We start from the raw sequence: 26,970 nt of genomic DNA on the forward strand, positions 1-26,970 counted from the left end.
AATGAAAATACGGAGGAGGTCGTTCAAAGTGAGGAAAGTATGGAATGTTTTAATTTTACTGCCAGTTTTATTTATGATGGTCGGCAGCTTACTATCCAGTCCACTAGAGGCTTTTGCTTCTGAAAAAAGTAGTCAAGCTGCTGAAACAGAGTTAAGAGTGATGACGTTCAATTTAAGATATTTAAATGATAGTGATCCCTCTCCCCATACGTGGGAGGAAAGACGTTCAACAGTGCGCCAGGTCATCAGAATGGAACAACCTGGTATCATTGGGACACAAGAGGCTGTCTATCAACAGGTTCAACATGTTGGTTCTGATTTAGCGAACTATAAATGGATTGGGCTAGGCAGAGAGGGAGGCAGCAAGGGAGAATTTATGGCAGTATATTATAATGAGAACCGGTTTACGCCACTGGAATACGACCATTATTGGTTATCAGATACTCCACATATTGTTGGTTCTACTTCTTGGGGAAATACGATTCCACGGATGGTTACATGGGTGAAATTTCACGATACCAAAACAGATCAATCATTTTATTTTGTTAACACACACTTTGACCACATATCTGAGGAAGCGAGAGAGAAGAGTGCAGCATTAATCAATCAAAAAGTAAAAGAGTTCGACTCTGAGCTCCCTGTTATCTTAACGGGAGATTTTAATGCCAGTCCTAGTAGTAAGCCTTACGAAATCCTTACAAATGAGGGGCCATTTGTGGATACTTGGACTGCAGCAGATACGAGAATTAACGAACATCTAGGCACATTTAATGGATTTAATGATCCTACCGGCGGAGGACCGGACAAGCGGATTGACTGGATTCTATCAACTGAGAATGTAACAACCCAATCCAGTGAAATTGTGAACTTCCGAAAGAGCGGCCAATACCCTAGTGACCATTACCCTGTTATTTCAGATTTGACTCTACAATACTAGAAAAATTTTGGGCAGCTTTTTTACATTAAAAAAAGCTGCCCTTCGTTATTTTATTTTATAAAATTACTGCCCACGATAAATGTGGATCAGTTCACGATTATCTCCTCGCGCAAATACATCAGTCCGGTTTGGCCCCCAGGATACCGCTGCTGGCTCCGAATTCAGTGATCCGCCAAGGTTTTGCCAGTTCGACCACATCGAACCGTTCCATGTGCGCATATAAAGGTTTCGGTTCGTGCCACGGACGAAAACTTGCAGTTGATTTGGGCGTGTGGAGGAAACGGCAGGGCCTGATGTCAAGGTGCCGCCAAGGCTCTCCCAGTTACTCCAGTTGGAGCCGTTCCACCATTTGTGGATTAAATTTTGATTTTGGCCTCTGGCGAAGACGTCAATTCGGTTCGGTCCCCAAGATACGGCTGCTGGTGCTGATGATAGGGAGCCGCCAAGGTCTTCCCAATCTTCCCAGCGCGACCCGTTCCACGTTTTCTTGTACAGGCGATTGTTAGTTCCTCTGACAAACACATCTAGCTGGTTTGAACGACGAGAAGAAACAGCAGGGGCACTCGTTAACGTACCGCCGAGGCTTTCCCAATCGCTCCACTGACTGCCATTCCACCATTTGTGGTAGAGAGTATCATCGGTACCTCTTGCGAACACATCGATTCGGTTCGGTCCCCAGGACACGGCTGCTGGTGCTGATGTTAACGTGCCGCCAAGATTCTCCCAGTCGCTCCACTGACGGCCGTTCCACCATTTGTGATACAAACGATCGCTCGTTCCTCTGGCGAATACATCAAGTCGATTTGGCTGCCACGAAGCTGCCGCAGGTCCTGATGTCAGTGTTCCCCCTAAGCTTTCCCAGTTGGACCAGCCTTGGCCCGGGCCTGGCTGCGGCTGGCCTCCGCCGCCTCCAATCGCATCCAGAGTGATTTGAATGACGCGGGTCAAAATTCGCTGGGCGACATTTGGAGTAATCCCAAATTGTCTGAAGAACAGGTTCAGCCATGGAATTCTTGATTGAAATTGGCTGTAGATTTGGCTGGCGGATTGGTTGGTGTCAGCCTGGTTAAGTGTGAAACTGACTGCAAGTGAAAATACATAATCAATAATACCGCGGTTCATCCCGGCTTGCTCGAGCTGGGTATATAAGTTGTTGTGCTGCGTACGAAGCAGCTGCATCATTTCCTGTAAACTCGGTTGCTGGCGCGTATAGGTTTGAGGCGGGGCGTAGTAGTAAGCTGGCATGTATGGGGGCTGCTCATATGGATGTCTAAACATGGATCTACCTCCTTTATTCATACAAAATCAGTATATGCAGAAGTGGGCGGATGTGGGAATCAGCTGCCTGGCATTGTGCTCATATTGCGAATCAGCAGCGATTGTGATAAAATAAAGCTATAACATTTTCTATAATTCACCTATGTATATAAGGGGAGTAGCATTGGAGTTGGAAAGTTCAGCTCCAAAATAAAGTCGTCATGACATGGTTTGATCACCATCGGCTTTATTGACAAGCGATTGTTCAGCGAGACCTTTGCCCATCAGCGGCAAAGGTCTCGCTTTTTTTAACTAAAAAATGACTATAATGGAGAGATGCTACAGTGAAAGTGAATCAATTATCTCTAGAAAAAATGAAGCAGTTTGCTGCGATGTTGCAAAAGCAGGGAGTAAAAGTTGAACTTTGCAAGAAACCGAAATCTTTTACTGTTTTTCAAAAGGAGCAATTGACTGTCATGATAGATCCAAAGTCATAATAACTTATAACGATAGACAGTTTTTGTATATCACTTAATAAAGGAAGGATCCTATGAAACTTATCAAAACGGATATGCCGGGTTTCATCAATAAAGAATTGGAACAACTGCAGAAAACCGTAGCGCCTTTTATGAAGAAAATGTCTAAGTACACGTTGTTCTCGCTGCCGTTCATTGCCGTTTCACTCATAAATTTAGTTTATGTACTCTTTGTTGTGCCAAGCCACACGAGCTCGCTGTTTACGATCGGATTTTATGCACTGCTTGGAGCTATCGGCCTCGCACTATCAAAAGAGGCCAGGTTTCAGAAGAAAGAAATGGCCAAACGGAGCAAAGAATACATCATCGAGCGTATTCATAAAAGTGAAGTGATGTCTGAGCACAGCAAAAAGGAATATGTGTCGCTCATTAAAGGCCAGCCTTTTCATACCATGAATTATTTTATTAAATTCTTGGAAGAGGAGAATCGGGAAAGCAGATTACAAGCCTATTAGCAGGAGAAAAGGACCCAGAGAATGCTCTGGGTCCTTTTTTTTATGGCAGGAAATCCAATGTTCTACCTAGAAAGGGCAATTTTTTCAACTTAATGTATAAATATAAATAAAATTAAATTTTTATAAACTATTTGAATTTATCGAATTTTGCGGTAGAATGTAATACATGCTTCAAAATTACCGCGGAAATTCAAAAATGAATATATGCCAGGAAATGAGTCATACAAGCAATTTCATCCTATAGACAAGTCATTCTATTCAATTATGAATAATTCTGCTCGTGTAAGATTCATGGGAGGGAAATACGTGGGGACAGATACTTGGAATGAATATCAAGCCATTCTTCATTCATTGAAAGATGACATTATCGTCACGAAGCCGGACGGAACGATCATGATTGCAAGTGAGACTGCAGGAGAAATCTACGGGATGGAGGCCGATCATTTAGCTGGGCTGTCGGTGTTTGATTTAGAAAAAGAGGGAGTGTTTACACCGCTTGCGACGCCGATGGTATTACGGATGAAAAAGCGCGTCACCTTCATTCAAACAGCTGCAAGTGGAAAGAAGTTGATGGTCACGGCGCTTCCTGTACAGGGTCCTGATGGGGAGATCACACGTGTTGTGAGTTATTCGCATGACATCACCGAGCTGAAGGAATTGAAGTCTTACATTGCCGATATGGAAGATGAAATGAAGCATGTACAGAACGAACTCGACCGTGTGAAACAAAAACAGCTTTTCAAAGAAGGCATTGTGTCAAAGAGTCACAAAATGCAGCAGATCATTCAAACCGCCGATCAGGTTGCGGATGTTGATGTGAATGTGCTGCTGCTTGGAGAGTCGGGTGTCGGAAAATCATCGCTCGCCCAATTTATCCATAATCGAAGTTCGCGTAAGGCGGGGCCATTTGTTGAGATCAATGCAGGGGCGATTTCTGAATCGTTGTTTGAGGCTGAGCTGTTCGGATATGTAGATGGAGCATTTACAGGAGCTAAAAAAGGCGGCAGTAAAGGATTTGCTGAACTGGCTGAAGGAGGAACGTTGTTTATCGATGAAATCGGTGAACTATCCCAGCACAATCAGGTCAAACTATTAAAGCTGATTCAGGAGAAGCAATTTTACCGGGTTGGCGGGCGCGAGTTAAGGACAGCTGATTTCCGTTTAATTACCGCTACCAATAAAGATCTATCGGATTCGATTGCTAAACATGAGTTTCGTGAAGATCTCTATTTCCGTATCAACGTGGTTCCGATTCATATTCCGCCACTGCGGGAGCGCCCTGACGATATTCCTGCACTGATTGATCATATGATGGAGAGCGTTTCTGATAAATATCGGAAGAAGAAAGTCCTCGACGGGGTAGTGTGGCAGGAACTGCTGCTGAATCGATGGACAGGTAACGTTCGTGAGTTGATTAATGTCATCGAACGCCTTGTAGTTACGTCTATCGGGGAAGTGATTACGTTAGAGGATTTGCCGGCCGAGTATTGTAACAACACAGCGGTACGATTTGATAAACAGCCGGAGGAAGCATTGCCAGACACATTGGCTCGTGTTGAGAAGCAAATTTTATTAGAAGCGAAGCAGCGTTATAAATCAACCGTAAAGATGGCGGAGTACCTGGGGATTAGTCAACCATCTGTATTTAGAAAATTGCGAAAACATGGAATAAACTAAAAGGTTGGCACGATAATTGCACTATTATAGGGGGAGTACTTTTTATCAGACTGCTGAAGCAGGCGGCGATGATCGCACACACTGCTGTGGCAGGGCTGATCATGGTTTATTCAAAAGTGAATAGCCGGATTACAAAAATGGGGAGGGAGTTTGTTATGGAACCAAAAAGAAATACTTTGATGCCAGAAGAACCTGCCGTAAGAAGAGCAGATATGTGGAAGTTTATCATTCCATCACTGCTCGGGGTGCTGCTTTTTCTCATTCCGATTCCGTTTGGGGGGAAGATTACGATCGGGGTCGGCGTATTTGCTGAAACGTTTCAGGGCGCGTTTGAAAATTATCTCGTTGAAACGATGACCTTCGTACTAGTCCTGTCAGCGGTTGGGGCTTTGTTCGCGAAGCTTGCCCAGCCTGCCTTTATTGTGGCCAGGCCCTTTATGAAAGGATTGTTTGACATTGGCTGGGGCTGGGTGATCACACGGATTGTTGCTGCAATTTTTGCGATCTTAACTCTATTCCAACTTGGTCCGAGTGTGATTCATTCAGACTTAACCGGTGGTACGGTGTTGTACTCTTTAATTCCCGTATTGACGACCTGGTTCTTATTTGCAGGATTTCTCATGCCTTTACTCATGGATTTTGGTTTGATGGATTTTTTCGGAACGATGTGTAGGAAAGTCATGCGTCCGTTATTCAGAGTGCCGGGACGTTCATCGATTGATGCCCTTGCTTCGTGGATGGGCGCTGGTACTGTCGGTGTCTTGATTACCACACAGCAGTATGAAAGCGGCTATTACACGAAACGGGAAGCATCGATCATCGCCACGAACTTTTCGATCAACTCGATTGCCTTCAGTTTGGTTGTGATTAGTTTTATCGGACTGGAAGATATGTTCGTGCCCTTCTATCTGACGGTTGCGTTCTCAAGTATCATAGCGGCGATTATCTGCCCGCGTATCCCGCCTCTTTCGAGAAAAGAGGATACGTATTATGAGGGAACAGGCCAGCAGATTTCTGAAGATATGCCTGAGGATACTTCACACGTGAAGTGGGGTTTTCAAAAAGCTGTTGAGCAGGCTTCTAAGGTTAAAAGTGGTAGTGATGTTGTAAAAAGCGGTGTGAAGACAGTGGCCGATATTTACTTAGGATTGCTGCCGCTCGTTATGGCTCTTGGAACACTGGCTTTAATCATCGCGGAATTTACACCGATCTTTGATTATATTTCCTATCCGCTTATTCCAGTTCTCGAGTTCATGCAAATTCCTCAAGCGGCTGAGGCGGCACCAGCGATGCTCGTTGGATTTGCTGACATGTTCCTGCCGGCCGTTATTGGTGCAGGAATTGAAGCAGAATTGACGAAATTCGTTATCGCCTGTATTTCTTTAACCCAGCTGATTTATATGTCGGAAATCGGTATGCTGCTGATTAAATCAGAAATTCCGATTACCGTCGGCGAACTGTTCATCATTTTTCTACAGAGAACCGTTATTACACTGCCAATCATCGTAGCCATTGCTCATATAATTTTTTAAAAAGGATGGATGTTCAACATGTCTACTAAACTGAAAGAATTATTCCCGCAAATGTCCAACTTGCTTGCCCCAAGCATGGCAAAAGATCATCCGAATCTGCCGGTTGTTGAAGAAGAAGGCTGCTATTATTACGGAGAAGACGGCAAGGAGTATCTTGATTTCACATCAGGGATTGCCGTAACCAACGTCGGTCACCGTCATCCTAAAGTGGTCCAGGCGATTAAGGACGGTGCTGATCAGCTGACACATGGACCGTCTGGTGTGATTATGTATGAGTCGATTCTTGAGCTGTCCAAACGGCTGGGGGAGAGGCTGCCTGGTGAACTGGATTGTTTCTTTTATGGAAATAGCGGGGCTGAAGCTATTGAAGGAGCTCTTAAGTTGGCACGTCACGTAACAGAGCGTCCTTATGCGGTCTCATTTACCGGAGGATTCCACGGTCGTTCCATGGGGGCTCTCAGTGTCAGTACATCAAAAAGCAAATATCGCAAATTTCAGCAGCCGAACGGGCTGACTTATCAAATTCCGTATGCTGAGCCTAAGGATGGTACTGAATCAGAGTGTATCAAGCAGCTTGAAGCGGATTTCGAGCGTTTGTTTGATCATCAGGTGACCCCGGAGGAAGTGGCTTGTGTCATTGTCGAACCGGTACTCGGCGAAGGTGGTTATGTTGTCCCTCCGGCTGGCTGGTTGAAAAAAGTCCGCGAAATTTGTGATACACACGGTATTCTGTTGATTTTTGATGAGGTGCAGACAGGGTTTGGTCGTACCGGAGAATGGTTCGCGGCCCAGACCTTCGGGGTCACACCTGATATCATGGCGATTGCCAAAGGGATCGCAAGTGGGATGCCGCTCAGCGCTACCGTGGCCTCAAAGGAACTTATGTCTCAGTGGCCGCTCGGCAGCCATGCGACAACGTTTGGCGGTAATCCGATCGCCTGTGCGGCTGCGCTCGCTACGCTTGATGTTATTGAGGAAGAAGACCTGCTCGACAATGCCCGCACTCAGGGAGCCTACGCCATCGGAAAACTGCGTGAACTCAAGCAGAAGTATTCATGTATTGGCGGCGTTCGCGGTGTCGGTCTGATGATCGGCTTCGATATTGTCGATCCGGAAACAGGAAAGCCTGACAGTGACGGGATGATGAATATTCTTAATCTTGCGCTGGAAAAAGGGGTCTTGTTTTACCTTGGAGGAAAGTATGCGAACGTGATTCGGATGATTCCGCCGTTGATTGTGACGAGGGATCAGATTGATCAAGGGCTGCAGGCTTTGGAGGAAGCGGTTATTGCGCATGAGAAGGAGTTAGTAATGAATAAATAACGCATAACCATTAATTTTTCTAATTGAGATTTGGGGTGTTCAGTTGGTTAATCATCTTTCGGAAAATGATACTTCTTTGCTTGAAAATTCGTTTGAGGAATGGGAAGAGAATGCAGAAAAATGCCTAAGAAATGAAGCCTTTGATTATATTGCAAGAGGATCGGGAGCGGAGGTAACGATGAAGGCCAATGTTGAGGCGTTTCAAAAATGGAGAATTCGTCCTCGTGTATTGCGGGATGTGTCTGAAAGAGATTTATCCGTATCTTTATTTGGTCATACTTTTTCCTCCCCTCTTTTGTTCGCACCCATCGGTGTTCAGGCAATCGTTTATCCGCAAGGAGAGTTGGCTTCTGCAAAGGCTGCCTCAGAAATGGGGTCGTTATTCATTACGAGCAGTGCTTCTTCTTTTTCAATGGAGGAAATCGCCGCTGAGATGGAGGACAGCCCCAGGTGGTTTCAGCTGTATTGCTCCCTTGATGATAGCGTGACAAAAAGCTTGGTTCAACGGGCGGAAGCATGCGGGTATTCTGCGATTGTAATTACTGTTGATACACCGATGCTTGGGTTTCGCGAAGCGGATCTTAGAAATGGCTACTCTCCGCTTGAGGAAGCGAAAGGGATTGGCAACTATATAACGGATCCTGCCTTTTGCAAACTGTTAACGAAATTCCCCCAAGAGGATTTATCTGAAGCAATCCAAAAACAAGTCGACATCATCGACAAACCAGGGCTTACGTGGAAGGATATTGAGAAAGTAAGAACCTACACACGTCTGCCCATCTTACTAAAAGGCATTGTCCATCCCTACGATGCCAAATTGGCTTTGGACTATAATGTTGATGGTCTCATTGTTTCCAATCACGGTGGTCGCCAGCTTGACAGCGCTATTTCTTCACTGGATGCACTCGTTGAAATACAAAAGGTGATAGACGGCAGAATTCCTGTATTAGTGGATGGAGGAGTTCGACGGGGAACTGATGTAATTAAAGCACTTGCCTTAGGGGCCAAGGCCGTACTAGTAGGACGACCTTATGTTTATGGATTAACAAAAGGAAAAACGGGGGTTAAGCGAGTCATTCAGCATATTCTTGATGAAACAGATGTTACAATGGCGCTTTCGGGTACACGATCTGTGGAAGAAATAGATTCTTCTTTACTTGTAAAAGTGAATTAGAAGATGTAGGGGAAAAACGAGGCTGGGACCTAACTAAACTTCTTGAATGAAAAGATGAACGATATGCAATTTAGCGGAGAAAATATACGTAGACTCCTGCGGGAGGAAAGGCCTAGGTGAGACCCCGCAGTGCGTCAGCACAAGGAGACTCAACAGCTGCCTGCGGAAAGCGAAGTATATTTTCGTAGCGTGTTATATGCATGAATCATAGTTCGGATTTTTACTTGATATATTGTTCCAGCCTCGTTTTTTAAAAAGCTATTATAAACTGTTATTGACTGCCTTCTAGAGATTTCATAAACCCCTCTTTTTCTGATGGACTAACTTGTGAGGATTAAGGATTTCTTTCTCATCCAAAGCTGCTTTTATTTTTTCCATGACTCGTAACGCTTCGCCATGTTCTCTTTGCTGGTATTTCATTTTGCCAATACCTACTCCATGTTCACCCGTACAAGTGCCACCCCTTTGTAAAGCATAGTCAACGATTTGCTCATTTAACTGTTCAGCTTTTTTCACTTCATTTGGGTCATCCATATCCATCATAAGCAGAATATGATAGTTTCCATCACCGACATGACCAGTAATGCCTCCGTTAAGCTCAAGTTCATTCACTTTTTCTCTGGCGTGCTCAATCGCACCGGCAAGCTCAGAGATAGGAACACAAACATCTGTCACCATTAATTTTTTACCTGGGTTTCCATGTACATAAGCGTAGGCAAGATTGTGTCTTGCTTCCCATAAGCGATTCCTCGCTGCATTATCTTTTTCAAAAAGAATCTCTTCACACTGATGGTCTGCAACGATTTCTTTCGTAAATTCTACATCGTAATTAAGTCCTGCTTCATTTCCGTGGAATTCTAAAAATAAGGCAGGCTGCTCTTTATAATTCGTTTCACTAAACAGGTTTACCTGCTTCATGGATGGCTCATCGACCAACTCCACTCTCGCAATCGGCACACCAGCCTGCAAAATAGATACAACGGCTTCCACTGCATTATTTACACTTGGAAAGGAAGCTCTCGCTGCAACAATATGCTCGGGAATTCCGTACACCTTTAACGTTAGTTCTGTAATACAGCCTAACGTACCCTCTGAACCTACAAAGAGACTGTTTAAGTTGTAGCCTGATGAGGACTTTTGTGCCAAGCTGCCTGTATGAATGATTTCCCCATCAGCAAGAACGACTTCTGCATCACGCACTTGATCCCGCATCACCCCATATTTTACCGACGTCGTGCCACTGGCGTTGGTCGCAGCCATACCGCCTAACGTAGCATCCGCCCCTGGGTCAACAGAGAAGAAAAGCCCGTATTTTTTCAGCTCTTTATTCAATTGTGAACGCGTGACACCTGGCTGCACTTTCACGAGGAAGTCTTTCTCCCGGACCTCAAGGACTTTATTCATTTGCGAAAAATCGATCGTAATTCCGCGATCATAAGGAATGACATGACCCTCTAAACTCGTTCCCAGTCCATAAGGAATGATCGGGGTCTGATAAGCATTTGCGACCTTCACAACTGCGCTTACTTCGTCAGTACTCTCTGGAAACACAACCAAATCTGGTGCACTGGGTTTATGATAGGATTCGTCGTGACTATGCTGTTCGATTTGAGTTTCATTTGTTGATACTTGATGGTCTTGTAAAAATGCTCTTAATTCCTCGTATAAGTTACTCTCTGTTAGGTTCATATGGAAGTCCCCTTCTAAAAAATATGATAATCCATTCTGCAATAAGGTCTATTAGATGCAATTATACTAAATAGTCGAAAGATTACAATGAATGGGGGAGGCGGTGTGTTTGGAATTTTGTCACGCTGAGGTCCAATCCCCTTTTTCGATGAAATTCCACGAACAGCGATTTTTTTCGTCGATCTTAGGAAGGCTAATGAATAGTATCGTAACGAATAACGCAATATTACAGTCATAAAAAAGTTCTGAATTCTGAAAGGAGTATAACCATGGCGGAGTTCCTTGGGTTATTGAAAAAAGGAAATAGATCTGCTCTAATGGCGAGCATTATGAATGCGATTATTGCTGTCATCAAAGCTATAGCCTTTTTTATAACCGGCAATGTGGCCATGTTTGCTGAGATGATGCACAGTATTGGCGATACAGCTAACCAATCTTTCGTATTTATTGGATCTGCTTTAAGTAAAAAAGCTCCAACTGATCGTTTTCCGGGTGGCTTTGCGCGACTAGTGAACTTAGTATTACTTGGGGCAGTATTGATTGTCGGCATTTTAGCGTATGAAACAGTAAAAGAAGGAATCCACCATATTATCGATCCTCCTGAATCCGATTCATGGTTTTGGTTAAATATAGCTGTCCTGGGGGTCGCGGCTATCTTAGAATCTGTCGTTTTGGTTAAAGCGATGAAAGAAATAACCGCAGACATGGCAGGTGAAAAAATAAAGGGATTTAGAGTTGTCATAGAGAGTTTCAAAAATATTGGTGATGCAAAACCAGCCACTAAGCTTGTGTTTTTAGAAGATATGGTAGCTACAGGCGGTGCGCTCATCGCCATCCTATCAATTGTTATTGGAACCTATACACCCTTTCATGAAGCAGAAGGGTATGCGTCAGTCATTATTGGATTAATGTTGTTTTACGTCGTGGGACGAGTTTTTCTTGATAACGCTGCAGGTGTGTTAGGCGTTTCTGACCAAGAAATGGAGGAAAAAATAGGTGAGCTTGTATTTGCAGAAACTCATGTAAAAGATATACAAGAGTTAATGGTTATTAAAGAAGGGGAAGAATTGCATGTTGAACTAAAGATAGAATTCGATCCAGACATGTCAATCGCAAAGGCTGCCGATATTCTTGATAACATTGAGGAAAAGATTATGAATGAGAAGGGTGTAACAGAGGTAATCATTGAGTCTGATCAGGATGATAAGGTTCAGAGTTGGAATAATCGAGAAAAAGACACGTAATATCAGAGGGGGTTATGATGGAGATGTCGTTTCGAAGTTAAATGATAACAGCCGTTTGTTAGGCAGAAATAAAAAAACTGCTTAACATGAACATATTCAAAAATCTAATAAATACTGAATTTCCTAACTTTTCACACAAAAAACCTTTAACCTCTGTGAGCTTTCTGCTAAGATTATCAGAATAGAGAAGGCAGAAGTAATACTTTCAATAGTAACCTCCCCTGGAAACTTAATGGTATATAACTTCTCCTTCTCTATTCAATTCCCTATTTTAGCACCATACAGAAAAATACCTTTAACAATTTTGGTGCCGGCACCGCCTACGCCGGACACCCTAACAACCACTTATGTTGTTCAACCTTTTATCATCATAATTGAAAACGCTTACAAAATCAACCCGAAAATTCTTTTTACTTTAAAGTGTATATAAGATAGTTGAATATCATAGGTCGTTAGAATACAATCGTGTTAACAATTAAAACGAATCTGGAGGAAGGGATATCGATGAGCATTCAAACAGCAGATATTTGTGATACTCACCGTGAAAAAGTTGAAGTAGCAGATGGATTGTTTAATCACTTTGGGAAAGTAAAATCCTTTTCTGGACCTATTCATACCGTTAAAGTTTACGAAGATAATGTTCTTGTGAAAAAAGCGCTGCAAACCATACCTGAAGGAAGCGTATTAGTTGTTGACGGAGGCGGTTCCCGCAAGTGTGCACTACTAGGGGACAACTTGGCACAGATAGCCGTTACTCGAAAGCTTGCTGGTATTATCGTTTATGGGTGCATAAGGGACAGCGCTCAGATCAATGGAATGGACATAGGGATTTTTGCGCTAGGTACGAACCCATTGAAGAGCAACAAACAAGGTAAAGGTCAGGAAAATGTTCCTGTACAATTTGCCGGCGTAAACATAGAACCTGGTTTTCATCTTTATGGGGATGAAGATGGGATATTAATTTCTGAAGATCAATTATTTTGATGTTGGAAAGTGATTACTTTTCTGGCTGAAATAACGATATAAAAAGCCGAAATTCTCTTTATAAACAAAAGAGAATTTCGGCTTTTACTATATTTTTCTCTTTTGCAATTTTATGATGCCTATTGGTAATGGGTAGCTTCAATTATTGCACGTCTTCTTTAGCCGAATAACGATCATCAATATCATCAATGCGCAGCAGAACCTGATCGCGCCCATGATAAATATGCTCATGCATCGCTACACGCGCTCTCTCCGTATCCTGCTCCTCAATCGCTTTCAAAATAACTTTATGCACATCAAGCGAATGCCTTAACTGGTATTCATCAAACCAGTAGAAAGAGCGAAAAATTAACGGCACCACGACTACCTTTGATATGTGGGAATGGATGTGTTGATTTTGCGAAGCTTTTATTACAGCGTCATGAAATCCGTGGTTGATCTCTAAGATGTATTCAATGGTTGCTTCACCAGATTCGAGATAGCTATTGATTGCCTGCTCATACCTTTTATTGGCTGATTTCATTTCAGCAATGTCGTTATCAGTGCGATGGGTGGCGGCTTGAGCTGCAGCATACCCCTCTAACAATGTCCGTAAATCGTAAATTTGCTGAATGTCTTGCTTGGTAAAATGACGGACGCGAACGCCTCGTTTCATTGACACCGTAAGTCCTTCTGATTCCAGTTGTTTTAGAGCCTCACGGATCGGCGTACGGCTGATCTGTAATTTGTTTGCTAAAAATTCTTCAGTGAGCCGCATTTTTGGCGGGAATTCTCCGTGCAGGATTGCTTTTTTAATATATTCATATGCATTCATCGTCGCAACACCTCCTCTTTATTGTATACAAATGGAAAGAATGATTCAATGTGGATTGTCTCTTTGTATACAAATCCCTTATTATCAATGGTAAAATGTGCTGTTTTTTAGCTTTTTATGATTGTGGGTTGATTTACTGTATACAGAGTGCTACTATTAACGCAAGATTCAGAAATTTAAGCATACAACAAAAAGTGCTGAGGAAAATTGGCTGTTCGCTTTAGCACAAGGTGAGAAAAAAGTGCTTTTTATTAGTGTGAAAAAAGAAAGCGTTGTCAAACTGGATTGATTTCATCCTTCAGATTAAGGAAACTAGAATGATGGAAAAGCATTGATCTGCTTAACAAACTAGTACAAGAGGTGAAGTCGTATGGGTCAAAGCTTAGAAGGAGTTAAAGTTTTGGAGTTAGGAAGCTTAATTGCTGGTCCGTTTGCGGGGAGGCTGATGGCTGAATTTGGGGCAGATGTGATCAAAGTAGAGCCGCCGAAGAAAGGCGATCCGCTCCGCGATTGGCGTCATATTTACGAAGGAACGTCGCTCTGGTGGCGTCTTCAGTCCCGGAACAAAAAGTCTATTACCGTTGATTTAAAAAGTGAGGAAGGTCAGGAGATTATTAAATCACTGGTTCAAGAATGTGATATTCTCATCGAAAACTTCCGGCCGGGAACTTTAGAGAAATGGAACCTTGGTTATGAGGAATTATCTTCGATTAATCCGGGGCTTGTCATGGTAAGGGTGTCTGGCTACGGGCAAACCGGCCCTTACCGCGATAAGGCTGGATTTGGCAGCATCGGAGAATCGATGGGCGGGCTTCGTCATATCACAGGGAATCCCGAGCTCCCGCCAACGAGGGTCGGTGTCAGCCTTGGCGATTCGCTTGCGGCGATGTATTCGGTGATCGGGGCCATGATGGCGATCTATCATCGTGATGTAAAAGGTACTGGAAAAGGACAGGTTATTGATGTTGCCCTTTATGAAGCTGTCTTTAGTTTAATGGAAGGGTCGCTTCCTGAGTTTGATAAACTTGGAGCCGTGCGAGAGCGAACGGGATCTGCGCTGCCGGGAATTGCTCCATCTAACACCTATCAATGTCGTGATGGGAAATACGTAGTCATTGGCGGCAATGGCGATGCGATTTTCAAACGATTAATGAATGCAATTGGGCATCCGGAATTGGCAGAGGACGAACGGTTTCAGACGAACAGCGGTCGTGCCAATCATGCAGATTATTTGGATGAAACGATTGAGGACTGGACGAAAACGGTGGATTTTGAAACGGCTTTACAAACGCTTGATGAGGCACGCGTGCCGGCAGGTCCGATTTACAGTATTGAAGACATCGTTAAAGATCCGCATTACTTGAGCAGGGAAATGATCCAGAATTTCAAACTCAACGAAGAAGAATCACTTAAAATCCCGGGAGTAGTGCCGAAGATGAGTGAAACGCCAGGGGAGACGAAGTGGCTTGGACCAGAACTCGGACAGCATACTGATGAAGTGATGCGCAGCTGGTTGACGTATGACGATGAAAAGATTCAGCAGTTGAAAGAAAAAGGAATCATCTAGCCAGGCTTGAAAGGGAGGGAATGGTTGTGCAGCGAATTTATATTCAAGAAGTCGCGACGAGAGACGGATTTCAAATTGAAGAACAGTTCGTTCCGACAGAAAAGAAGATTGAGTTGATTAATAAGCTGGGTGCAGCCGGAGTCGATAAAATTGAAGTAACATCATTTGTGTCGCCAAAGGCGGTGCCTAACTTAAGGGATGCCGAGGAAGTCATGAACGGCATTGATCGCAAGCCGGGTGTCACCTATACAACCTTAATTCCCAATGCAAAAGGTGCCGAACGTGCAGCAGCTTGTGAGGCAGACGAAGTCAATTTGGTCGTATCCGTCAGTGAAACACACAACATGAAAAATGTTCGCCGGACGGTGGATCAATCGTTTGCTGATTTTAACAACATTGCAAACGTGCTATCTGGGACGGATATCCAGATAAACGGAACGCTGGCGACTACGTTTGGCTGTCCATTTGAAGGAAATATCGATGAAAACCGAGTGATGACCTTGATTGAACACTATCTTGACCTTGGCGCGAACGGAATTACACTTGCGGACACGACTGGCATGGCAACGCCTAAGCAAGTCTATCAATTGTGTGAGCAGGTACTTGTTCGCTGGCCGGACTTGCCAGTGACCTTACATTTTCATAACACAAGAGGTATGGGCCTCGCTAATGTGATGGAAGGGATCCGTGCAGGGGTCACGCGCTATGATGCCTCTTTAGGTGGGCTTGGCGGTTGTCCTTTTGCGCCAGGAGCAACCGGCAATATTTGTACTGAGGATCTCGTTCACATGCTGAGCTTTATGGATTACGAGATGAACGCAGATCTAGACCAGTTAATCGCAGCCTCCAAGGATCTTGAGACGATTTTACAACGAGAAGTGCCTGGGCAAATCATCAAAGCTGGCAAAATCACCGATCTGCATGCCGTATCCTCTTCATAGAAACGTGATCGTTTATTCGGAGGATCAATCGTGGACGTTTTTTTATTATTTTTTGTCTGAATATTGGGAATAGAAGGAGGTTGTAAGTATGAGTAAACCGAAGAAAGAACCGATCAAGAATGGTAAGCTATGGATCATTTTTGGAATTCTATTTGCATTAATTAATCCGTGGTATTTCCCGGAAGGTTCCTATCAGCCGCTGTTCTGGGGGATTCCGTACTGGGCGCTTATTATCATTGGTGCCTCGCTCTTGTTGTCGGCGTTTATCTCCTACGTAATCAAGTACCAATGGCAGCTGGAAGAAGAAGAGGAAGAAAAGAAGGAGGCGAAGTAACCCATGGAATTAGCATTTGCTGGCTGGTCTGGGATCTTAATTTTATTAATGTATGGTGTCATTATGCTCGGAGTCGGGGTCGCCACCTATTGGAAGAACAGGAATGTCCACGAAAGCCTTGATGAGTATTATCTTGGCGGCCGCGGACTCGGGGTCATGGTCCTGTTCTTTACGTTCTTCGCTACCCAATATAGTGGAAATACAGTCATCGGATATCCTCCAACAGCTTACCGGATGGGTTATGAGTATCTCGTATCTGTTCCTTATTTCATTTTGATTATTATGGTGTATTTATTGTTCGCACCAAGGATGTATTTGATGGGGAAAAAGTACAAACTGCTTACACCTGTCGATTGGATTGAGAAGCGATTTAAGTCGAAACCGGTATCGATACTGGCTGCCATTCTTATGCTGTATGCGTTAGGCAATTATTTATTAGAGCAGTTTGTAGCGATTGGTCAAGGCGTGGCTGGTTTAACCGGTGGGACGATTCCTTATCAAGTCGGTGTTGTATTCTTCATTGTCATTATGTTAATTTACGGCTGGCTTGGCGGGATGCGCTCCGTTGCCTACACGGATACTATGCAGGGGATCGCCTTATTGTTCGGTGTGTTCATGCTCCTCATTGGTTCCATCATCTACTTTGGCGGATTGCCGAATGCCGCTGATTATATGCAAGCCTACTCTCCTGAGAAATTAGGTGTGCCGGACGGACCTGGTGCCGTCAACTGGTTCAGTTTGTTAGTTCTGGTCGGCATTGGTGCTGCTGTTTATCCGCATGCGATTCAGAGAATTTTTTCAGCCAAAAGTGAAAAAACGTTAAAGAAGTCTTTTACACAGATGGCATGGATGCCTTTCCTTACAGCAGGGGTTGTCTTTATTGTCGGAATTATCGGGATTGCTGCTTTTCCGGATTTATCAACAGCCGAATCAGAGAAACTGGTTGGGATGTTAGCAAGTGCCATTGCTAATCAAAACGTCATTTTCTATTGGGCGATGGTTCTGTTGTTTGGCGGGGTAATCGCAGCGATTGTCTCAACTGCTGACTCCGTATTGCTGACATTCTCATCGATTGTTTCCAATGATCTATATGGGCGATACATTAACCCAGAAGCTTCCGAGAATAAAAAGATTTTAGTTGGTAAACTTGTCGGGGTAGCGGCTGTGGTGCTGCTGGTGATTATTGCCTGGTTCCCGCCGGCAACTTTATATCAAATTTTCGTACTAAAATTCGAACTGTTAATTCAAGTGGCTCCGGCCTTGATTCTTGGATTATATTGGAACCGTCTTCATCCGAAAGCTGTGTTTACAGGGATGCTTGTCGGTACGGTCTTTGCTTCATTTATGACGTTTGCCAATATCACTCCTTTAGGCATATTTAGCGGATTATGGGGGCTGCTTGTCAATCTCTTGATTTGTGTGATTGGCAGTCTGTTTATGAGTGTATCTGTTGCAGAAAAGGAAGAAGCAGATCAAGTTGTAGGGATGTAAGCCATAGTAACCAGTCAATCAGTGGATTGGCTGGTTTGTCTATGAGTTGTGGTAACATTATTTAGTGAATCCTGAAGTGAATTAGATAGTTTAGTAGTTGCTGGAAAAAAACAGGAGTCGTTAAGGTACTCACCCTTTGACTTTATTGCGGAGATCATCCGTATAGGTCTTCATTTTTGTAGAATACTAGTTTAGAAAAGAGATGTCATAATATGAGAACAGTTGCAGTAAGTCCTACATCGGCAAATATGGCAAGTCCGTGGAAAATGCTTCTATGGCTGCTGATGGCCCAAATTATGGTCGCCTTTATTGGACGCAGTCTTGGACCACTTGGCGTGTTAATCGAAGAAGACTTATCGTTGTCGAAGGCTCAAGTGGGACTGTTGCCATCAGCGCTATTTATGGGACAGGCACTGGCCTCTATTCCGGCCGGATTCATAACGGATCGAGTTGGCTCAAGACCCTTGTTGCTCGTGTTATCCCTATGCCTTGGCACAAGCTTCCTCATTATGACACTACAATCTGCTTTTGGGCTTGTGCTTCTCTTGGTGATGATTGGCGGACTGGGGTATGGCGGCATGCACCCTACCACCAATCGAGGAATTATCTATTGGTTTTCACAGAAACAGCGTGGAACCGCGATGGGGATTAAACAAATGGGGATCACGTTTGGTTCAGCTCTCTCAGCAATTTTGTTGTTGCCGCTGGCTGCTTCCTATGGCTGGAGACCTGTTGTTTTCATCGCCTGTTTAGGTTTAGTTATAATAGGTTTGATAGCATTTTTGCTCTATCGTGATCCGTCCCAGCAAGCTGTGCAAAAAGAGAAGCCGACGTTTCGATCGGTTTATTCATCCATTCTAAGTATGGTTAAAAATAAAGCTTTATTACTCATCAGCTTCAGTGCCATGGGGGTTAACGGCTCACAGATGTGCTTAAATACTTATCTTGTGCTGTTTGCCTATGAACAGTTGGGCCTTAGCATCTTATTAGCAGGAATGCTGCTCGTTGTGTCGGAAGTCGGCGGATCGCTAGGCAGAGTAGGGTGGGGAGTGATCAGTGACCGTCTATTTGATGGAAAACGACTGATTATTCTCGTTTTCATTGCTTGCATCACCCTGGTTGCAAGTGTCGTCGTAGCATTTATTCCGGCTGGAACACCATTTTGGCTGCTGGTTCCCATTTTTCTCGTGTTTGGCTTCTCGGTTTCCGGGTTTAATGGCATCTGGATGAATCTGGCCTCAGAACTCGTTCCTAAGGAGCAGGCAGGGTTATCAAGCGGGTTCAGTATTACCCTCGGTTCAATCGGAGTGATTCTCATCCCGCCCATGTTCGGTGTACTAGTTGATCAACAACAGAGTTACACATTCGGCTGGCTGTTGATTTCTGGGATTATGGTAGTCGTGCTATTGATTTTAGCAAGTTTGTATTTTGTGAAAAAAGAAAATGCACCTTCTAATTGATTTATTTTTGCAAAAAGGAGATAGAAGATATGAGGTTTGACCCTTCAGAACATGAGACGAAAAATATTTATAAATTGTTATCAGGATCTGTAGTTCCCCGGCCGATTGCCTGGGTTTCCACGATATCCGACAGCGGGATTCGCAACTTGGCACCATTTAGCTTTTTTACTGTTGCTTCAAGACAGCCGCCGATGCTCTGCATCTCAATAGGACCAGGGGTCGGACCTAGAAAAGGAACCGTTAAAGACACCCTTGAGAATATACGTACAGGGAAAGAGTTTGTCATAAATATCTCATCCACCCCGTTAGGCAATGAGATGCAAAAAACTTCTGAGAACCTGGCACGCGAGGTAGATGAGTTTGAGGAAGCGGGGCTTACCCCGATTTCAAGTGAAAAGGTCAGACCGATGAGAGTCAAAGAAGCTCCAATTCATATGGAGTGTAAACTGAACCAGATCGTTGAGCTCGGCAGTGACCATTTAATTATCGGTGAATTGGTGCTCTATCATATTCAGGAAGAGTACTATATGGAGGAATACAAGGTGAACTTTGAAAAGCTGCGACCGTTAGGAAGGCTGGCAGCGAGCTTTAGTGAAAGCCGGGACTTTTTCTCGTTACCGAAGAAAGACCTTAAATAAACCGTGTTGACATCCGCGTTAAAAGCTTATTTAAAAGCTTTTAACGCGGATGTTTTTTTATGCAATCACCTGCTTTTGTATGTTAATTATCATTTGAAATAATAAATTGACAGTAGACAATCAAAGTGTTATATTTCATGAAAGCGCTTTTCCATTTAGCTATTTGGAGTATGAACAGTAAGGAGATTCGTTATGAGCATTTTGGAACAACTCAACAAAAGATTAATTGTTTCCTGTCAGGCTTTAGAAGATGAACCGCTCCACGGTTCCTATATTATGAGCAAGATGGCCCTGGCTGCGAAACAGGGTGGAGCGTCTGGTATCCGGGCCAATACGGTAGTTGATATTCAGGCGATCAAAAAAGAAGTCGATCTTCCGATTATCGGAATTATTAAGAAGGATTTTCCGAACAGCAAGGTATACATCACACCAACGATTTCTGAGGTGGAGGCTCTCTATCAGGAGGGAGTGGATATCATTGCGTTTGATGCAACGAATCAGCAGCGTCCTGATGGAAAAAGCCTTCCGGAATTCTTTACAGAAGTGAAGGCTAACTACCCGGATCAGCTTTTTATGGCGGATGTTTCAACTCTTGAAGAAGGGGTGGAAGCAGAAAGAGCCGGGGTCGATATCGTTGCCCCAACTCTGGCCGGTTACACTTCTTACTCTCAAGGAGCTGTACCGCTTGAGTTAGTCAGGCAGCTGGTGGCGGGGCTATCGGTTCCTGTCATTGCTGAAGGTAATTTTGACACACCGGAAAAAGCGAAACAGGCACTAGAGTTAGGCGCACATGCCGTAGTCGTTGGCAGTGCGATTACCCGCCCGCAATTGATAACAGAAAAATTTGCCGGAGCGGTAAAAGAAAAAACTTATAAATAGAAAGGTGATCAGGATGAAAGGATTATATTCAGCACTTATGTGTTCGTTTGACGAACAGGGACAGGTGAACGAACAAGGATTGAGGGAGATAATTAGATACAATATCGACGTTTCCAAGGTTGATGGGCTTTATGTTAACGGCAGTACAGGCGAAAACTTCCTCATTTCTACAGATCAGAAGAAGCAGATTTTTAACATTGTAAAAGATGAGGCAGGAAATGACGTGAAGCTGATTGCGCAAATTGGCGCATTAAATATTGATGAAGCTGTGGACCTGGGTCAATTTGCAACAAAGCTCGGGTATGATGCGATCTCTGCAGTGACGCCGTTCTATTACAAGTTTGATTTTGAAGAGGTAAAGGATTACTATACGACGATTTTAGAACATGTAGAGAATGACTTAATTATCTATTCCATTCCTGCTTTAACAGGAGTGAATATAAATTTAGAACAATTCGGCGAACTGTTCAATCATGAAAAAGTTATCGGAGTGAAGTTCACAGCACCGGATTTCTTTCTTCTTGAGAGAATCAGACATGCTTATCCTGACAAACTGATTTATTCAGGTTTCGATGAAATGCTGCTTTCTGCGAGTGTGTTGAATGTTGATGGGGCGATTGGAAGTACGTTCAATGTTAATGGCCAGCGTGCCAAGCAGATTTTTCAATTAGCACAAAGTGGTCAGATTAAGGAAGCGCGCGAGGTGCAAAAAGTGACCAATGACTTAATTGGGGAAATTCTTGATAACGGTCTTTATCAAACGATTAAAGAAATCTTGAAACATAAAGGCGTAGATGCTGGAACTTGCAGGAAACCAATGAAATCGCTTACGGATGATGGCGTCTTAAGGGCTAAGCAGATGGCCGAGAAGTATCTGTAATTAATCAATAGGGGGATTGGTTGATATGACGGGAACTTTTGCAGTAATTGATTATATTATTTTATTCGCATACTTGTTATTCATCCTGTATGTCGGGATAGCTGTAGGAAAGAAAGGAATGAAAGGGAAAGAGTTCTTTAAAGGAGATGGAACGATCCCTTGGTGGGTGACATCTGTCAGTCTATTTGCCACATTGCTGAGTCCGATTTCATTCTTATCTTTAGCTGGGAATTCATACGCTGACTCCTGGCAGCTATGGGTAGCTCAATTAGGTCTTTTTATTGCAGTGCCTGTTGCTATTTTTATCTTCCTGCCAGTTTATCGGAATTTAAATCTCGATACAGCCTATGAGTACCTTGAGAGAAGATTTGATAAAAATCTCCGTATGCTGGGAAGTGTACTGTTTATTGTGTATCAAGTCGGCAGAATGTCGATCATCATGTACCTGCCGTCAATCGCTTTATCTGCTGTAACCGGAATCAATGCAGTGGCTATTATTATTTTTATGGGAGTTATTGCCACTATCTATTCCTCATTCGGTGGTATCAAATCAGTACTTTGGACAGATTTTATTCAAGGTGTTGTCTTAATTGGCGGCGGTGTGTTTGCTCTAATTATGCTAATTATCTCTATTGATGGAGGGGTAGGAGAAATCTTCCAAACCGGGATTGAGGATAATAAATTCTTCAGTAATGAAGTGATTTTTGACCCGAATATTCTTAACGACAGCTTATTCATTATTATTTTAGGTGCTGGGTTATCAACCGCCTTTTCTTATATTTCCAGTCAAGACATGGTTCAGCGCTATTTGACAACGAATGATTTGAAGCAAATGAACAAAATGACGATTGGAAATGGAGTGCTCTCCATTGGAACAGCTACTCTGTTCTTCTTTATCGGTACAGCCATGTATGTGTTTTATATGCAAAATTCTGGAGATAGTATTCCAAGCGGAAACTCGGATTTGATTTTTGCTAACTTTATTGTCAGCGAGCTGCCGGCAGGAATTTCCGGGTTGTTAATCGCTGGTTTATTTGCAGCGGGTCAATCTACGCTTTCTACGGGATTGAACAGTGTTGCGACAAGTTGGACATTGGATATCCAAAAAATCTTGAAGCCAGGTATGAGTGATGAAAAGAGTACTAAAACCGCTAGAAATGTATCGACGTTCGTTGGTATTCTGTCGATTGCCTTTGCCATTGCTCTCGTTTATTCAGACATAAGTTCAGCATATGAGTGGTTCAATGGATTGATGGGATTAGTGCTGGGTATCATTGGAGGAACCTTTACACTTGGTGTCTTAACGAAGAAAGCGAATGCGAAAGGTGCCATGGTTGGCTTTATCGCTACTTCGGCGGTTGCCATCTATGTGTCCTACTTCACAGACACTACCTTATGGGCTTACTCTCTCATTAATCTAGTTTGTTCGCTTGTATTTGGTTATCTGTTTAGCTTAGTTTTCAGCGGAAAAAGTAAGGCAGAGGATGCCGATTTAGAACTTACCTTATATGATCAGAAAAAAGAGCTGAATAACAAAAAAATCGTGTAATTCAGGTGGGTTGTGAACGTGAACATCAATAGAAAAATCACAACAGACGTATTGGTTGTCGGCAGTGGTTTGTCCGGGATTAAAGCCAGTCAGGAACTTGCTGCTGCCAGCCATGACGTGTTAATGGTTACGAAAACGAAATTGGCTTCGGGATCAAGTTTTTATCCGTTAAAAGCTTCCCTTGGGACACAGGTGACGAAGGATGAGGATGATAAGGGAGATTTTCTTAAAGATATAGAGGACCTGAGCCGCGGCATGCATAGACAGGATCTGGCAGAAGTGTACGTGAATGATATTCCCGAGCGAGTACAAGAATACGAGGATATCGGTGTTCATGCTAAGAAGTTAGAAGGTGAAAGAAAAGCTTGCTTTGCGAGTCATTCCCGGGACATCTACTTGCTCAGTGACTGGGATCAAATTCGGGAAAATGTCCGGGAGATTTTTAACACTTATGACAATCTGCAGCTGATGCAGAAGACAGTTGTCGTTTCTCTTATGAAAAAAGGCAGCCAGATAGTTGGGGCTCTGCTTCTAGATGAGGATAATGCATTTGTTTTTGTCGAATGCAAAGCGGTCGTGCTGGCTACAGGTGGTTTTGGCAGCATCTTTAAACACAATCTTAACCCGGCAGATGTAGACGGATCTGGACACGTTTTGGCGCTTGAAGCGGGGGCCAGCCTGGTTAATATGGAGTTTATTCAATTTATTCCCGGGATTACAACCCCTCGTTATAAAACATTGTTCGGGGAGCACACATTGATGTATTGCCGGGATATTGTGGATGACAACGGTGACAGCTTGCTGGATGCTCATTTGACTGAGGGTGTGTCCAAGAAGGAATGTCTGGAAATTCGCAGCACACACGGACCGTTCACCCATTCACTTGAATCAAAGTATTTTGATATTGCGATGATGAAGAACATTATAGCTTCTAAAGATGAACGTGGTTTTACGTTGTTATATGACGAAGAACTTTACGATAATAAAGAGGAATTCTACACGGTCTATTTGGATTGGCTAAAAGGAAAAAACGTTCACCTTACTGAAGATGAAGTAAAAATTGCTCCGTTTGCTCATGCAAGCAATGGCGGGGTGTTCATAGACACTTATGGTCGAACCGGTGTTGACGGGTTATATGCAATTGGTGAACTCTCGTCTAACATAGAAGGGGCCAACAGACTCGGCGGTAACTCAACAGGGGCTTGTCTTGTGTTCGGTAAACGTGCGGCAGCGGATTGTAACAAGTATGTGAGCAGCCGGACTCCTTGTCAAATCAGTGAGGAGGAAGCAAATCAGTTTTTGCAGACATTTTCGGTGGATGCGGGAGCTGGTGAAGAAAAAGATGTTCATGTCAATCAGATGATCAATCAAATTAAGGAGATCATGTGGTATAGTGGAAATGTCGTACGGTCTGAACAACAGTTACTGAATGCATTAAATGAGATAAAGGAAATGGAAACAGCGTATTCTTTTGCCACATTAATGGAACATCAACATTCGCGGAAGCTGGCCGTCAAAGCCAGAAACTTTATTAAACTATCACAAATTCTGCTGCAGGCTATGCTTGAGAGAAAAGAAAGCCGCGGAGCACATTATCGTGAGGATTATCCCGATGAAAATCAGAACTATAACGACCGGTTATTTGTTTCACAACGTAACGATCAATCGATAATCTTTGAATTTTATAATAAGTAATGTTGAGAGAAAAACCTTGAACAGGGGTTTTTCTCTTTTTTAAGAGAAAGGGGTTAACTAGGATGCAAATTGGTGCAATCGATATTGGGGGAACGTCAATTAAGTTTGGCGTAGTTAATGAGAAAGGTGAACTGTCTTTCCACAATGCTGTTCCCACCGACGCTCATTTAGGTGGACCCGAAGTGATAAGGAAGGTCAATCAACTGTGTGATCAACTTATGAATGCTTTTCAAATTGACGGAATTTCCATTAGTTCTGCTGGTCAAATTGACAGTGGGAATGGCAAAGTAGTGTTTGCCACCGATAACATTCCTAACTTTACGGGAGTACAGATTGAAGATATGGTAAGGAATCATACAGGTATGCCTGTTAAGGTAGAAAATGACGTGAACTGTACCGCACTCGGTGAATACTGGCAAGGAGCGGCTGTCGAGGTAGATGACTTTCTATGTGTTACGATTGGTACAGGTATTGGTGGTGCTTTGTTTTTAGATGGTAAACTATATACGGGTGCACGTTTTTCGGCAGGGGAACTTGGGCATATTCATCTTTATCCAGATGGGAAGCCGTGCACGTGCGGCAATCAAGGATGCTTTGAAAAGTATGCCTCAAGTTCAGCCTTAGAGGAGATGGTCACATCAGCATTTGGGCACGACGTTAATGTGAAATCATACTTCTCATTAGTGAAACAGGGGGACGCGGCAGCCTTAAAGATATTTGACCGCTGGATCAGCGACCTGACCATGGGGCTGTGCTCTCTTGTTCATATTTTTAACCCAGAGCTTATTGTGATAGGCGGCGGGATTACTGCTCAGGGAGAGTTTTTGCGAAGTGCTATTGAAGATTCACTTTTACCACAAATCATGCCGAATCACCGTCGTTCATTACAAGTGAAACTTGCTGAACATTATAACCAAGCGAATTTATTGGGAGCTGCCAAGCATTTCTTGATGACTCGATAAAGGAGAAAGGGGCAAGTAGCAAAGGTGGAGAATACACAACGAAACGGGATTAAACCTTCGATCATAATGGAACAAAATAAACAGACTTTCACGAAATCTGAACATAAAATCTATGACTATATTCAATCCAGCAAACAGCAGGTGATCTACCATTCATTAACGGAACTATCCGAAGCCTGCGGGGTAGCTGAAGCCACAGTTCTGCGTTTCTTCCGGAAGCTTGGCTTCAAAGGCTTCCAAGATTTCAAATTCTTGTTTGCTCAGGAAGTATCATTGGAATCTAGTCCTAATCATGACGAAACGTTTATTGAAAAGATTAGAAATAATATTGTCGGAGCCGTCGAAGACTCTTATGACATTGTAGACACGCAGGAATTGAATGCGGTTATTGATGCCATTGATGCAGCAGATGATGTTGTAGTATTCGGAATCGGTTCATCAGGAATCGCCGGACTGGATATGCAAAACCGACTGATGAGAATCGGCAAACAAGTCAGTGTTGTAACCGATCCGCACTTTCAGGTTATGCGTGCTTCCTCTATGGATGAAAACACAGTAGTGATAGCCATCAGTTTAACCGGAAGCACCAAGGACATTATCGACACCGTAAAAATTGCCAGGGAGAAAAAAGCTACCGTTATAGCATTAAGTAATTATACTAAATCACCATTAACCAAGTTTGCTGATCATGTGCTACTTTCATCAGCTAAGGAAAGTCCACTTGATAGTGGTTCACTGGTGTCTAAAATTACCCAGCTGTTTTTGATCGATTTGATTTGTACAGGTTTGACGATGAAGGATTATGATGGGGCTGAAAAGGTTAAAATGGATATTACTGAAAACATAGCCACTAAGTTATATTAAGAAAAAGGATTCTTCCAATTATTGTTCAGGTATGGAAGAGTCCTTTTTTGTATAGGAACTATGATGGTATATCGTTGAATTCGGTCGA

Annotated in this window: 24 protein-coding genes; 21 read left to right on the forward strand and 3 right to left on the reverse strand. The window is 43.3% G+C overall.

What is annotated here, in order from left to right:
* Window positions 1–28 precede the first annotated feature (28 nt).
* On the forward strand, window positions 29–937 hold the full coding sequence (locus G6R08_RS14795) for an endonuclease/exonuclease/phosphatase family protein (protein ID WP_240339734.1): 909 nt from the start codon (window positions 29–31) through the stop codon (window positions 935–937).
* Window positions 938–1,000: 63 nt separating this feature from the next.
* Here the strand turns inward: G6R08_RS14795 and G6R08_RS14800 are convergent, their stop codons facing one another.
* Window positions 1,001–2,215, reverse strand: coding sequence for a PLL family lectin (locus G6R08_RS14800; protein WP_163528905.1), 1,215 nt, complete (start codon window positions 2,213–2,215; stop codon window positions 1,001–1,003).
* Window positions 2,216–2,538: 323 nt separating this feature from the next.
* Between G6R08_RS14800 and G6R08_RS14805 the strand changes: the two genes are divergently transcribed.
* From G6R08_RS14805 to G6R08_RS14830, 6 genes are all read left to right on the forward strand, one after another.
* A complete protein-coding gene (locus G6R08_RS14805) occupies window positions 2,539–2,691 on the forward strand; it encodes a hypothetical protein (protein WP_163528907.1) in 153 nt (50 codons plus the stop codon).
* Between the two features lie 53 nt (window positions 2,692–2,744).
* Entirely contained in the window at window positions 2,745–3,185 is a 441-nt protein-coding gene (locus G6R08_RS14810; protein WP_163528909.1) for a DUF5392 family protein, read from the forward strand.
* 306 nt (window positions 3,186–3,491) lie between these two features.
* Entirely contained in the window at window positions 3,492–4,862 is a 1,371-nt protein-coding gene (locus G6R08_RS14815; protein WP_338035435.1) for a sigma-54 interaction domain-containing protein, read from the forward strand.
* 155 nt (window positions 4,863–5,017) lie between these two features.
* Window positions 5,018–6,394: a YjiH family protein gene (locus G6R08_RS14820; protein ID WP_163528914.1), complete on the forward strand. Its 1,377-nt coding sequence runs from the start codon at window positions 5,018–5,020 to the stop codon at window positions 6,392–6,394.
* 18 nt (window positions 6,395–6,412) lie between these two features.
* Window positions 6,413–7,717 carry an aspartate aminotransferase family protein gene (locus G6R08_RS14825; protein ID WP_163528916.1) on the forward strand — a complete coding sequence of 435 codons (1,305 nt, stop codon included), beginning with the start codon at window positions 6,413–6,415 and terminating at the stop codon, window positions 7,715–7,717.
* A 43-nt stretch (window positions 7,718–7,760) separates the two neighbouring features.
* Window positions 7,761–8,891 (forward strand): alpha-hydroxy acid oxidase, encoded by a 1,131-nt coding sequence (locus G6R08_RS14830; RefSeq protein WP_163528918.1) that lies wholly within the window; start codon window positions 7,761–7,763, stop codon window positions 8,889–8,891.
* A 294-nt stretch (window positions 8,892–9,185) separates the two neighbouring features.
* Here G6R08_RS14830 and G6R08_RS14835 read toward each other — a convergent pair whose 3' ends face one another.
* Entirely contained in the window at window positions 9,186–10,580 is a 1,395-nt protein-coding gene (locus G6R08_RS14835) for an FAD-binding oxidoreductase (protein ID WP_163528920.1), read from the reverse strand.
* Window positions 10,581–10,849: 269 nt separating this feature from the next.
* Here G6R08_RS14835 and G6R08_RS14840 point away from each other — a divergent pair, with 269 nt between their 5' ends.
* Both G6R08_RS14840 and rraA read left to right on the forward strand, forming a co-directional pair.
* Window positions 10,850–11,824, forward strand: coding sequence for a cation diffusion facilitator family transporter (locus G6R08_RS14840; protein WP_163528922.1), 975 nt, complete (start codon window positions 10,850–10,852; stop codon window positions 11,822–11,824).
* Window positions 11,825–12,328: 504 nt separating this feature from the next.
* Window positions 12,329–12,808: a ribonuclease E activity regulator RraA gene (gene rraA / locus G6R08_RS14845; RefSeq protein WP_163528923.1), complete on the forward strand. Its 480-nt coding sequence runs from the start codon at window positions 12,329–12,331 to the stop codon at window positions 12,806–12,808.
* A gap of 142 nt (window positions 12,809–12,950) precedes the next feature.
* Here rraA and G6R08_RS14850 read toward each other — a convergent pair whose 3' ends face one another.
* Window positions 12,951–13,622 (reverse strand): GntR family transcriptional regulator, encoded by a 672-nt coding sequence (locus tag G6R08_RS14850; protein WP_163528925.1) that lies wholly within the window; start codon window positions 13,620–13,622, stop codon window positions 12,951–12,953.
* A gap of 370 nt (window positions 13,623–13,992) precedes the next feature.
* Here G6R08_RS14850 and G6R08_RS14855 point away from each other — a divergent pair, with 370 nt between their 5' ends.
* The 12 genes from G6R08_RS14855 (at window position 13,993) to G6R08_RS14910 (ending at window position 26,882) form a co-directional block, all read left to right on the forward strand.
* Entirely contained in the window at window positions 13,993–15,189 is a 1,197-nt protein-coding gene (locus G6R08_RS14855) for a CaiB/BaiF CoA transferase family protein (protein WP_163528928.1), read from the forward strand.
* Between the two features lie 26 nt (window positions 15,190–15,215).
* Window positions 15,216–16,130, forward strand: a complete 915-nt coding sequence (locus G6R08_RS14860; protein WP_205439429.1) for a hydroxymethylglutaryl-CoA lyase — start codon at window positions 15,216–15,218, stop codon at window positions 16,128–16,130.
* 88 nt (window positions 16,131–16,218) lie between these two features.
* Entirely contained in the window at window positions 16,219–16,464 is a 246-nt protein-coding gene (locus G6R08_RS14865) for a hypothetical protein (RefSeq protein WP_163528931.1), read from the forward strand.
* 3 nt (window positions 16,465–16,467) lie between these two features.
* Window positions 16,468–17,955 carry a sodium:solute symporter family protein gene (locus tag G6R08_RS14870; RefSeq protein ID WP_163528933.1) on the forward strand — a complete coding sequence of 496 codons (1,488 nt, stop codon included), beginning with the start codon at window positions 16,468–16,470 and terminating at the stop codon, window positions 17,953–17,955.
* A 212-nt stretch (window positions 17,956–18,167) separates the two neighbouring features.
* Window positions 18,168–19,415: an MFS transporter gene (locus G6R08_RS14875; protein ID WP_163528935.1), complete on the forward strand. Its 1,248-nt coding sequence runs from the start codon at window positions 18,168–18,170 to the stop codon at window positions 19,413–19,415.
* Window positions 19,416–19,444: 29 nt separating this feature from the next.
* The gene (locus G6R08_RS14880) at window positions 19,445–20,053 is read left to right on the forward strand and encodes a flavin reductase family protein (protein ID WP_163528937.1); all 609 of its coding nucleotides are present in this window, start codon (window positions 19,445–19,447) and stop codon (window positions 20,051–20,053) included.
* A gap of 192 nt (window positions 20,054–20,245) precedes the next feature.
* Window positions 20,246–20,932, forward strand: a complete 687-nt coding sequence (locus tag G6R08_RS14885) for an N-acetylmannosamine-6-phosphate 2-epimerase (RefSeq protein WP_163528938.1) — start codon at window positions 20,246–20,248, stop codon at window positions 20,930–20,932.
* A gap of 13 nt (window positions 20,933–20,945) precedes the next feature.
* Window positions 20,946–21,812: an N-acetylneuraminate lyase gene (locus G6R08_RS14890; RefSeq protein WP_163528940.1), complete on the forward strand. Its 867-nt coding sequence runs from the start codon at window positions 20,946–20,948 to the stop codon at window positions 21,810–21,812.
* Window positions 21,813–21,837: 25 nt separating this feature from the next.
* Window positions 21,838–23,361, forward strand: a complete 1,524-nt coding sequence (locus G6R08_RS14895) for a sodium:solute symporter family protein (protein WP_163528942.1) — start codon at window positions 21,838–21,840, stop codon at window positions 23,359–23,361.
* Window positions 23,362–23,379: 18 nt separating this feature from the next.
* Entirely contained in the window at window positions 23,380–25,056 is a 1,677-nt protein-coding gene (locus G6R08_RS14900) for an FAD-binding protein (RefSeq protein WP_163528944.1), read from the forward strand.
* 62 nt (window positions 25,057–25,118) lie between these two features.
* Window positions 25,119–26,018 (forward strand): ROK family protein, encoded by a 900-nt coding sequence (locus G6R08_RS14905; protein WP_163528946.1) that lies wholly within the window; start codon window positions 25,119–25,121, stop codon window positions 26,016–26,018.
* 24 nt (window positions 26,019–26,042) lie between these two features.
* Window positions 26,043–26,882: a MurR/RpiR family transcriptional regulator gene (locus G6R08_RS14910; RefSeq protein ID WP_240339735.1), complete on the forward strand. Its 840-nt coding sequence runs from the start codon at window positions 26,043–26,045 to the stop codon at window positions 26,880–26,882.
* Window positions 26,883–26,970 lie beyond the last annotated feature (88 nt).

It is taken from the genome of Halobacillus ihumii, assembly GCF_902726645.1.
GTDB classification, from domain to species: domain Bacteria; phylum Bacillota; class Bacilli; order Bacillales; family Halobacillaceae; genus Halobacillus_A; species Halobacillus_A ihumii.

What these genes read in the sequence shown, in the direction of transcription:
- G6R08_RS14800 (WP_163528905.1), bottom strand. Translation starts at nt 2,215, where the DNA reads ATGTTTAGACATCCATATGAGCAGCCCCCATACATGCCAGCTTACTAC.
- G6R08_RS14810 (WP_163528909.1), top strand. Translation starts at nt 2,745, where the DNA reads ATGAAACTTATCAAAACGGATATGCCGGGTTTCATCAATAAAGAATTG.
- G6R08_RS14820 (WP_163528914.1), top strand. Translation starts at nt 5,018, where the DNA reads ATGGAACCAAAAAGAAATACTTTGATGCCAGAAGAACCTGCCGTAAGA.
- G6R08_RS14825 (WP_163528916.1), top strand. Translation starts at nt 6,413, where the DNA reads ATGTCTACTAAACTGAAAGAATTATTCCCGCAAATGTCCAACTTGCTT.
- G6R08_RS14835 (WP_163528920.1), bottom strand. Translation starts at nt 10,580, where the DNA reads ATGAACCTAACAGAGAGTAACTTATACGAGGAATTAAGAGCATTTTTA.
- G6R08_RS14840 (WP_163528922.1), top strand. Translation starts at nt 10,850, where the DNA reads ATGGCGGAGTTCCTTGGGTTATTGAAAAAAGGAAATAGATCTGCTCTA.
- rraA (WP_163528923.1), top strand. Translation starts at nt 12,329, where the DNA reads ATGAGCATTCAAACAGCAGATATTTGTGATACTCACCGTGAAAAAGTT.
- G6R08_RS14850 (WP_163528925.1), bottom strand. Translation starts at nt 13,622, where the DNA reads ATGAATGCATATGAATATATTAAAAAAGCAATCCTGCACGGAGAATTC.
- G6R08_RS14855 (WP_163528928.1), top strand. Translation starts at nt 13,993, where the DNA reads ATGGGTCAAAGCTTAGAAGGAGTTAAAGTTTTGGAGTTAGGAAGCTTA.
- G6R08_RS14865 (WP_163528931.1), top strand. Translation starts at nt 16,219, where the DNA reads ATGAGTAAACCGAAGAAAGAACCGATCAAGAATGGTAAGCTATGGATC.
- G6R08_RS14870 (WP_163528933.1), top strand. Translation starts at nt 16,468, where the DNA reads ATGGAATTAGCATTTGCTGGCTGGTCTGGGATCTTAATTTTATTAATG.
- G6R08_RS14875 (WP_163528935.1), top strand. Translation starts at nt 18,168, where the DNA reads ATGAGAACAGTTGCAGTAAGTCCTACATCGGCAAATATGGCAAGTCCG.
- G6R08_RS14880 (WP_163528937.1), top strand. Translation starts at nt 19,445, where the DNA reads ATGAGGTTTGACCCTTCAGAACATGAGACGAAAAATATTTATAAATTG.
- G6R08_RS14885 (WP_163528938.1), top strand. Translation starts at nt 20,246, where the DNA reads ATGAGCATTTTGGAACAACTCAACAAAAGATTAATTGTTTCCTGTCAG.
- G6R08_RS14890 (WP_163528940.1), top strand. Translation starts at nt 20,946, where the DNA reads ATGAAAGGATTATATTCAGCACTTATGTGTTCGTTTGACGAACAGGGA.
- G6R08_RS14895 (WP_163528942.1), top strand. Translation starts at nt 21,838, where the DNA reads ATGACGGGAACTTTTGCAGTAATTGATTATATTATTTTATTCGCATAC.
- G6R08_RS14905 (WP_163528946.1), top strand. Translation starts at nt 25,119, where the DNA reads ATGCAAATTGGTGCAATCGATATTGGGGGAACGTCAATTAAGTTTGGC.